The 8168-nt window shown below is 72.9% G+C and carries 8 protein-coding genes and 2 pseudogenes; 4 read left to right on the top strand and 6 right to left on the bottom strand.

The features are described from left to right. The 4 genes and pseudogenes from AB0H87_RS33925 to cofC all read right to left on the bottom strand — a co-directional run. The coding region (locus tag AB0H87_RS33925) for a CYTH domain-containing protein (protein ID WP_360155152.1) at window positions 1-319 on the bottom strand (319 nt) is incomplete at its 3' end. Window positions 320-333: 14 nt separating this feature from the next. After that, a complete protein-coding gene (locus AB0H87_RS33920) occupies window positions 334-2565 on the bottom strand; it encodes an RNA degradosome polyphosphate kinase (RefSeq protein WP_360155161.1) in 2232 nt (743 codons plus the stop codon). A 153-nt stretch (window positions 2566-2718) separates the two neighbouring features. After that, the gene (locus AB0H87_RS33915; RefSeq protein WP_360155158.1) at window positions 2719-2916 is read right to left on the bottom strand and encodes a cold-shock protein; all 198 of its coding nucleotides are present in this window, start codon (window positions 2914-2916) and stop codon (window positions 2719-2721) included. A 12-nt stretch (window positions 2917-2928) separates the two neighbouring features. Further along, a pseudogene (cofC, locus tag AB0H87_RS33910) lies at window positions 2929-3534 on the bottom strand (2-phospho-L-lactate guanylyltransferase); the annotation flags it as partial. A gap of 108 nt (window positions 3535-3642) precedes the next feature. On the opposite strand from cofC, the gene AB0H87_RS33905 reads away from it, so the two are divergent. The 3 genes from AB0H87_RS33905 to AB0H87_RS33895 are packed head-to-tail and all read left to right on the top strand — an operon-like array spanning window position 3643 to window position 6546. Beyond that, window positions 3643-4443: a lysophospholipid acyltransferase family protein gene (locus AB0H87_RS33905; RefSeq protein ID WP_360155149.1), complete on the top strand. Its 801-nt coding sequence runs from the start codon at window positions 3643-3645 to the stop codon at window positions 4441-4443. After that, entirely contained in the window at window positions 4440-5435 is a 996-nt protein-coding gene (locus AB0H87_RS33900) for an NAD(P)H-dependent glycerol-3-phosphate dehydrogenase (RefSeq protein ID WP_360155146.1), read from the top strand. Before AB0H87_RS33905 ends, AB0H87_RS33900 begins: the two co-directional genes overlap by 4 nt. Before the next feature lies 1 nt (window position 5436). Continuing rightward, window positions 5437-6546 (top strand): cystathionine gamma-lyase, encoded by a 1110-nt coding sequence (locus AB0H87_RS33895; RefSeq protein ID WP_360155143.1) that lies wholly within the window; start codon window positions 5437-5439, stop codon window positions 6544-6546. Window positions 6547-6615: 69 nt separating this feature from the next. On the opposite strand, the pseudogene AB0H87_RS33890 reads toward AB0H87_RS33895, so the two are convergent. Further along, window positions 6616-6864, bottom strand: a pseudogene (locus AB0H87_RS33890) (hypothetical protein); the annotation flags it as partial. 104 nt (window positions 6865-6968) lie between these two features. On the opposite strand from AB0H87_RS33890, the gene AB0H87_RS33885 reads away from it, so the two are divergent. Continuing rightward, window positions 6969-8072 carry a D-alanine--D-alanine ligase family protein gene (locus tag AB0H87_RS33885; protein WP_360155140.1) on the top strand — a complete coding sequence of 368 codons (1104 nt, stop codon included), beginning with the start codon at window positions 6969-6971 and terminating at the stop codon, window positions 8070-8072. A 10-nt stretch (window positions 8073-8082) separates the two neighbouring features. Here AB0H87_RS33885 and AB0H87_RS33880 read toward each other — a convergent pair. Continuing rightward, the coding region (locus tag AB0H87_RS33880; protein ID WP_360155155.1) for an integrase core domain-containing protein at window positions 8083-8168 on the bottom strand (86 nt) is incomplete at its 5' end.

Below are 8168 nucleotides of genomic sequence, written 5' to 3'. Positions count from 1 at the left end.
GCTCCTCTCCCCGCGACCAGGCTGTGACCCCCGCGACATTTTCGGCAGGGGGCGTTCCCTGGGGTACCCGGCGCGAGTTCTCGTGGAGCTCCCGAGGCAGCGCGGCCGGCAGCTTCACCGTCCACGGCAGGGCGTCGCCCTTGCGGTGGCGCAGCGAGACGCCGGCCCGGGCCAGCCGCAGGTCCGGTGTGTCGTAGTAGGTAGCGGTGAGGGTGACCGGCGGGGCGGCGACCACCGCGCCCCCGGCCGGGAGGCGGTCGGCCACATCCGGCAGCCGGAACGCCTCGTCGGCACCGAGTTTGCGTTCCTCTTCCAGCATCCGGCCAGCCTAGGTCAACCGGCCGTGCCGACGATACGGCGCAGCAGCCGGTCCTGAAGATGGTCGAGTGGCTTGTCCAAAGTGGAGGTGCGCCGGGTCCAGTTGCCGTCGCCGTGCAGCACGAACGCGTCGGTGTCGTCGCTCATCGAGGCGGTCAGCACGCTGTCGAGCTCGGCCCGGGCCACGGTGTCGGTGACCAGCACCAGCGCCTCGACGCGGCGGTCCAGGTTGCGGTGCATCATGTCGGCCGACCCGATCCAGAACTCGGTCTCCGGGTCGTCGGCGTCCACACCGAACCGGAAGACGCGCGAGTGCTCGAGGAACCGGCCGAGGATCGAGTGCACCCGGATGTTGTCGGAGAGCCCCGGCACGCCCGGCCGTAGCGTGCACATGCCCCGGATGACCAGGTCGACGTGCACGCCGGCCTGGGACGCCCGGTAGAGCGCGTCCACGATCTCCTCGTCGACCAGGCCGTTGGCCTTCATCTGGACCAGGCCCTGGCCACCCAGCCGGACCTTGTCGATCTCGCGGTCGATCCGCTCGATCAGCCCGCTGCGGATGCCGTGCGGCGCCACCAGGAGCCGGCGGTACGCGGTCTGCCGGCTGTAGCCCGTCAGCACGTTGAACAGGTCGGTCAGGTCGGCGCCCACCTCGGGATCGGCCGTCAGCATGCCGAAGTCCTCGTACAACCGGGCGGTCTTGGGGTGGTAGTTGCCGGTGCCGATGTGGCAGTAGCGACGGATCTGGTTGCCCTCCTGGCGCACCACGAGCGCGGTCTTGCAGTGCGTCTTCAGGCCGACCAGGCCGTAGACCACGTGGCAGCCCGCGCGCTCCAGCATCCGCGCCCAGCCGATGTTGGCCACCTCGTCGAACCGCGCCTTGACCTCGACGAGCACCACCACCTGCTTGCCGGCGGTCGCGGCGTCGATCAGCGCGTCGACGATCGGGGAGTCGCCGCTGGTGCGGTAGAGCGTCTGCTTGATGGCCAGCACGTTCGGGTCGGCCGCGGCCTGCTCGATGAAGCGCTGCACGCTGGTCGAGAACGAGTGGTACGGGTGGTGCACGAGCACGTCGCCGTCGCGCAGCACCGAGAACACGCTGCGCGGCACCTCGCCCTCGACCAGGCGCGGGTGGGTCGCCGGCACGAACGGCTTGTCCTTGAGGTCGGGCCGGTCGACGTCGCCGTAGATCTGCCACAGCGACGACAGGTCGAGCAGGCCGCGCACCCGCAGCACGTCGCTGTCTTCCATGTCCAGCTCGCGGACCAGCAGGTCCAGCACGTGGTCGGAGATCGAGGCCGCGACCTCGAGCCGCACCGGCGGGCCGAACCGGCGCCGGGCCAGCTCCCGCTCCAGCGCCTGCAGCAGGTCCTCGTCGCGGTCCTCGTCGACCTCGAGGTCGGCGTTGCGGGTCACCCGGAACAGGTGGCACTCGACCACCTGCATGCCGGAGAAGAGCTGGCCGAGGTGGTTGGAGATGAGCTCCTCGACGGGCAGGAACCGGTTGGTGCGGCCGATCCGGACGAACCGCGGCACGTTGTTGGGCACCTTGACCCGGGCGAACAGCACCTGGCCGCCGTCGGGGTCACGGACCGAGACGGCGAGGCTCAGCGACCGGTTGGAGATGTAGGGGAACGGGTGCGCCGGGTCGACCGCGAGCGGGGTCAGCACCGGGAACACGTGGTCGCGGAAGTAGGTGCGCAGCTGCTCGCGCTCGTCGTCGGCCAGGTCGGCCCACTGGAGCAGCTCGATGCCCTCGGCGTTGAGCTTGGGCAGCACCTCGTCGACGAAGCAGGCGGCATGCCGGGCGACCAGGTCGGCGGTCTTCTCGCCGACCAGCTCGAGCTGGGTGCGCAGCGGCATCTGGTCGCCGCCGCGGACCGGCAGGCCGGCCTGGAGGCGGCGCTTCAGCCCGGCGACCCGGACCATGTAGAACTCGTCGAGGTTGCTGGCGAAGATCGCCAGGAACTTGGCCCGCTCCAGCAGCGGCGTCGACGGGTCCTCGGCGAGGGCCAGCACCCGGGCGTTGAAGTCGAGCCACGACAGCTCGCGGTTGAGGAACCGGTCCTCAGGCAGCGGGTCCGAGCCCAGCGGCGGCACGTCGTCCGGCGGGGGCGAATCGATGTGGTCGTTGGCCGTGGGCGGGGCCGGGTTCTCCGGCGCGGGGCCGTGCCCGGCGGACGGTGCGCCGCGGCCCCGCGACCCTGGCGAGCTGCGCGTCTCGGTGGGGCCGGCCGCCGGCACCAACTCGGCCTGTTCGCTGGGCGCCATCGTCGGGAGGAACCGTCCGTCGGTTCCTCGAGGTCGTGGCATGCGTCGGCCGGGTGGTGTCTCGGTCACCCCATCATCATTACCTGATCGAGCTGAACGTGAAATGCACTTCAGTCGACTCGCGTCGGCTCAGGGGAGCGTGGGGATGGTGAGTCGTGTCACCACTCCGGATTGGTCCCGCTCGATGCGCACCCGCTGGCCGAGCCGGAGCAGCCGCAGACCGGACGCCTCGAAGGCGGCGGCGGGGTAGGTCAGCTCGCTGCCGTCGTCGAGCAGCAGCGTGCCGGACCGGCTGTCGGGGTCGTAGGTCGCGACCGTGCCCTGCATCCCAGCACCGTAGCCCACCAGCCGCGCGGTGTGCGGGCCCAGACCGAGGACGGCCGCCGCGGCGAGATCGGCCGCCGTGTCCACGTCGCGGCGCAGGGTCGGCCAGTTCCCGGCCAGGGGCACGGCCCCCGAGGCGGCGTGCGCGGCCGCCGAGCCAGGACCGAACCGCGGATCCAGGTGTACGCCCGCCGGCGCGGTCAGCAGCACCGTGCCCGTGCCGGGCGCGTCGGCGGCGTACCTCCGCGAACGGCCGCCGGACTCCCGCAGGGCCGCGCTCAGCTCGCCGGTCGCCAACGCGGGCAGGTCGGCCTGCAGGGCGGCGACGGGCCGGTCCTTGGCGGCGGCCGCGCCCACGGCGAACGCGGGGTTGAGCCCGCCGCCGGCCGGCTCGGGCAGCGGGCGGGCGCCGAGGGCGGCGAGCGCCGCGGCGGCGCCGGGGTCGCCGGTGACCGCGATCACCTCGGCCACCTCGGGCGCCGCGAGGGCCGCGGTCGCGGTGTCCAGGGCCAGCGCCAGGGCGAGCCGTTCGTGCGGCACGGCCGGCAGCGCGCCGCGCAGCCGGGTCTTGGCGGCGGCAGGCGGCTTGACGGCGAGCACGACCGCCCAGACCTCACGCACGCGCTTATGGTGCCAGCCTCCCTGGCTGGCCCTGCACGGCCCGGAGCAGGCATGATTTCGCTGCGGGCCGCGGTGGGCGGGCGCGGTCGCGGCGGTCGAGGAGGCAGGGTGGCACGGCGGAGGCTCGGGTTCTGGCGACGACTGGTGGTCATCCTGGTCAAGCCGGTGCTCACCGGGTGGACCAAGCGCACGTGGACCGGCATGGCGCACATCCCGGCCACCGGCGGCGCGATCATCGTCGCCAACCACCTGTCGCACGCCGACCCGGTGGTCATCGGGCACTACCTCTACGACGCCGGGCGGTGGCCGAGCTTCCTGGCCAAGGCCAGCGTGTTCCGGGCGCCGGTGGTCGGCTACATCATCAGCCGCTGCCACCAGATACCCGTCGAGCGCGGCTCGGTCGACGCCGCGCGGTCCCTCGACACACTGGTCGCGGCCGTCAAGGACGGCAGCAGCGTGATCATCTATCCCGAAGGCACCACCAGCAAGGAACCGGACCTCTGGCCCATGAAGGGCAAGACCGGCGCCGCCCGGCTCGCGCTGATCACCGGCGCGCCGGTGATACCGATCGTGATGGACGGCCCGCAGGCACTGTTCGACCCGCGCACCAAGAAGGTCGGCCTCCGGCCGCGGATCCCGGTGCGGGTGCACGCCGGCGAGGCGATCGACCTCGGCAAGTGGGCGGGCGCCGCGCCGACCCGGCACACCCTCGACGCGATGACCGACGAGATCATGCTGCACCTCCGCGACATGCTGGCCGACCTGCGCGGCGTGACCGACCCGCCGCCGCTGTGGTCGCCGCCGCGGCAGCGCAAGGAGTCGACGCCGGCCGCCGAGACCGCGACGCCGGCCGCCGAGACCCCGACGCCGGCCGCCGAGACCCCGACGCCGACGGGGGAGCAGGCATGAGTCACGTCGCGGTGCTGGGTGCCGGGTCCTGGGGCACGGCGTTCGCCAAGGTGCTCGGCGACGCCGGCCGGGATGTGACCATCTGGTCGCGGCGCGCGGCGGTGGCCGCCGGCATCCGGGACCACGGACGCAACCCCGACTACTTTCCCGAGGTACGCCTGCCGGAGCGCGTCACCGCGACCGTCGACGCCGGCACGGCGATCGCGGGCGCCGAGATCGTCGTGCTCGCCGTGCCGTCGCAGACGCTGCGCGGCAACCTCGCCGAGTGGCGGTCCTCCCTCGACTCCGACGCGACGCTGGTGTCGCTGATGAAGGGCATCGAGCTCGGCACCACCAAGCGGATGAGCGAGGTCGTGGTCGAGGCCGCGGGCGTCCCGTCCGACCGGGTGGTCGTGGTCTCCGGCCCCAACCTCGCACCGGAGCTGGCCGTCGGGCTGCCGGCGGCGACCGTGGTCGCCGGCACCGACATGCGCCGCGCGACGCTGGTGCAGGGCGCGATCACCACGCCGTACATGCGGCCGTACACCAACGACGACGTGATCGGCGCCGAGCTGGGCGGGGCGGTGAAGAACGTGATCGCGCTGGCCTACGGCATCGCCGAGGCGATGGGCCTCGGCGACAACCTCAAGGCCACGCTGATCACCCGCGGCCTGGCCGAGACCGCCCGCCTCGGCGTCGCGCTCGGCGCCGACCCGCTGACCTTCGCCGGCCTCTCCGGACTGGGCGACCTCGTCGGCACGTGCCACTCGCACTTCTCCCGCAACCGCACGTTCGGCGAGCGGCTCGGTCGTGGCGAGACGCTGGAGCAGGCGCAGGCCGCGGTCGGGCAGACCGCCGAGGGCGTGAAGAGCTGCCTCGCGATCCGGGACCTGGCCCGCAAGAACGACGTGGAGATGCCGATCACCGAGCAGGTGGAGCGGGTCTGCCACGAGGGCGCCGACCCCCGTGAGGCGCTGACGATCCTGATGACCCGCACCACGAAAGCGGAATGAGTTGACCGAGTACGGCGACGGCACGCGGACCGTGCACGCGGGACTGCCACCGGCGGTCCCCGGCGAGCCCTTCCTACCCGGGCCGGTCTTCGCGGCCCCCTACCACCTCGACCCGGACGCCGGACCGGCCGCGTCGCCCAACGGCTACGGCCGGCCCGACAACCGCACCCGGCGCCTGCTCGAGTCGGCGATCGGCGAGCTGGAAGGCGGGCCGGTGCTCGCCTTCGCCAGCGGCCAGGCGGCGGTGACCGCGGTGCTGCTGACGGTGCTGCGGCCCGGCGACACCGTGGTGCTGCCGGCCGACGGCTACTACTCGGTGCGCGGCTTCGCCACCTCGACGCTGGCGGAGCTCGGCGTGCGGGCCGTGTTCGCGCCGACCGCGGGCCCGCACCCCGACTACACCGGCGTGCGGCTCGTGCTGCTCGAGACGCCGGCCAACCCGGGTCTCGACGTCTGCGACATCGCCGCGCTGGCGGACCGCGCACACGCCGCCGGCGCGCTGGTCGCGGTCGACAACACCGCCGCGACGCCGCTCGGGCAGCGCCCGCTCGACCTCGGCGCCGACTTGTCGCTGGCCTCGGGCACCAAGGCGCTGACCGGACACTCGGACCTGCTGCTGGGGTACGTCGCGACGCGCGCGCCCTCGCTGCTGGAGTCGCTGACCGCGTGGCGCAACACGACCGGCTCCATCCCGGGCGCGTTCGACGCCTGGCTCGCCCACCGTTCCCTGTTCACCCTGGACCTGCGGCTGGCCCGGCAGTCGGCGAACGCGGCCGCGGTCGTCGAGGCGCTGGCCGCGCGGTCCGACGTGACCGGGCTGCGCTGGCCGGGCCGGCCCACCGACCCGGCCCACGCCGTCGCGTCCAGGCAGATGCGCCGGATCCCGGGCATCGTCGGGTTCGACCTCGGCTCCGCCGAGCGGGTGGCCCGCTTCCTGGCGGCGTCGGACCTGGTCGCGGCCGCGACGTCGTTCGGCGGCGTGCACACCAGCGCGGACCGGCGCGAGCAGTGGGGTGACGACACCGCGCCGGGCTTCGTCCGCCTGTCCTGCGGCATCGAGGACGCGGCCGACCTGGTCGCCGACATCACCACGGCGCTCGACAAGTCCTGAGCGTCACTCCCGCGGCCGGCGGGCGCCGCGGGCCGCGCCGCCGAGCCGTTGCCGGGGCACCGCCGTCGGCACCGGCCGTTTCAGGTGGTAGCGGTGGATCTCGGTGTTGCCCTCCAGGCTGGGGTTCTCGCTCACCGAGACGAGCTCCCAGGCCTGGTCGCCGGCCCGGTTGAGGTGGGCCAGCGCGGTGTCGCCGAACGGCGTGACGTCGAGCATCGAGCCGTCCGGCCCGTACCAGTGGAACGTGACCTCCCAGCCGGCCGCCTCGACCCGCGCCATGCGCCGGCGGACGAGCAGCGCGTACTCCCATTTCGCCATGGGCCCGGAGATTCCCAACCCGCGCGGTTGGAAAACGACGCGTACGCAGCGTGATCGCTGGAGCAGCCTGCCTCAGGTGCCCCGGCAGAGTAGGGTCCTGACCTGTGACGAGACCTAGGAAGATCCGCGTCGCGGTCGTTTTCGGCGGCCGCAGCACCGAGCACGCGATTTCGGCCGTCAGCGCCGGCAGCATCCTGCGGGTCCTGGACCCCGACCAGTACGAGGTCATCCCCGTCGGGATCACCCGTGAAGGTCAGTGGGTGCTCACCGACGGTGATCCCGGCCTGCTCGCGATCGAGGGCGCGCGACTTCCGGAGGTCACCGCCAGCGCCGGCACCGCGGTCGTGCTGCCCGGCGACCCCACCTCGCGCGGGCTCATGGTGGTCGAGCCGTCCGACGGGCTGAGCGCGCTGGGCGACGTCGACGTGGTCTTCCCGGCGCTGCACGGCGCCTACGGCGAGGACGGCACCATCCAGGGTCTGCTGGAGATGGCCGACATCCCGTACGTGGGTGCCAACGTGTTCGCCAGCGCCGCCGCCATGGACAAGGAGTTCACCAAGAAGCTGGCGGCGGCCGAGGGCATCCCGGTCGGGCCGTACGCGGTGCTGCGCAACGGGATGTCGCTGAGCGAGGCCGACAAGCAGCGGCTCGGGCTGCCGGTGTTCGTGAAGCCGTCGCGCGCGGGTTCGTCGTACGGCATAACCAAGGTCTCCGACTGGGCCGACCTCGACGCCGCCGTCGCCACCGCCCGGCAGATCGACCCGAAGGTGCTGGTCGAGTCCGCGATCGTCGGCCGCGAGGTCGAGTGTGGCGTGCTCGAGGCCGAGGCCGGTGGCGCCGCGGAGGCGTCGCTGCTCGCCGAGATCCGGGTGACGGGGCCGGGTCACGAGTTCTACGACTTCGAGGCGAAGTACCTGGGCGAGGAGTGCGAGTACGACATCCCGGCCCGGCTGCCGGAGGGTGTCGCGCGCACCGTGCAGGACTTCGCGGTGCGCACGTTCAACGCGATCGACTGCGCCGGCCTGGCCCGGGTGGACTTCTTCGTCACCGACGACGACCAGGTCCTGCTCAACGAGATCAACACGATGCCGGGCTTCACGGCGACGTCGATGTTCCCGCGCATGTGGGCGGCGAGCGGGCTCGAATATCCGAAGCTGGTCGACCGGCTCATCCGCACGGCGCTGCGCCGTGGCAGCGGCCTGCACTAGCTGTACCCGGTCATGAGGTTGGTTGCAGGCGGCTGATCGGGGGTTGGCCGCCGAGTGCGCTGTGGCGTCGTTGAGTGTTGTAGTGCTCGAGCCAGG

It is taken from the genome of Asanoa sp. NPDC050611, from assembly GCF_040654855.1.
Taxonomy (GTDB): domain Bacteria; phylum Actinomycetota; class Actinomycetes; order Mycobacteriales; family Micromonosporaceae; genus Asanoa.
Note: the sequence above shows the minus strand (reverse complement) of the source record. Positions and strands in the feature narration are given on the sequence as shown.

Coding starts and splice junctions, on each gene's coding strand:
- AB0H87_RS33915 (WP_360155158.1), bottom strand. CDS start 2,916: ATGCAGGGCACGGTCGCGACCTACGACCCCGACAGCCGGTCCGGCACG.
- AB0H87_RS33900 (WP_360155146.1), top strand. CDS start 4,440: ATGAGTCACGTCGCGGTGCTGGGTGCCGGGTCCTGGGGCACGGCGTTC.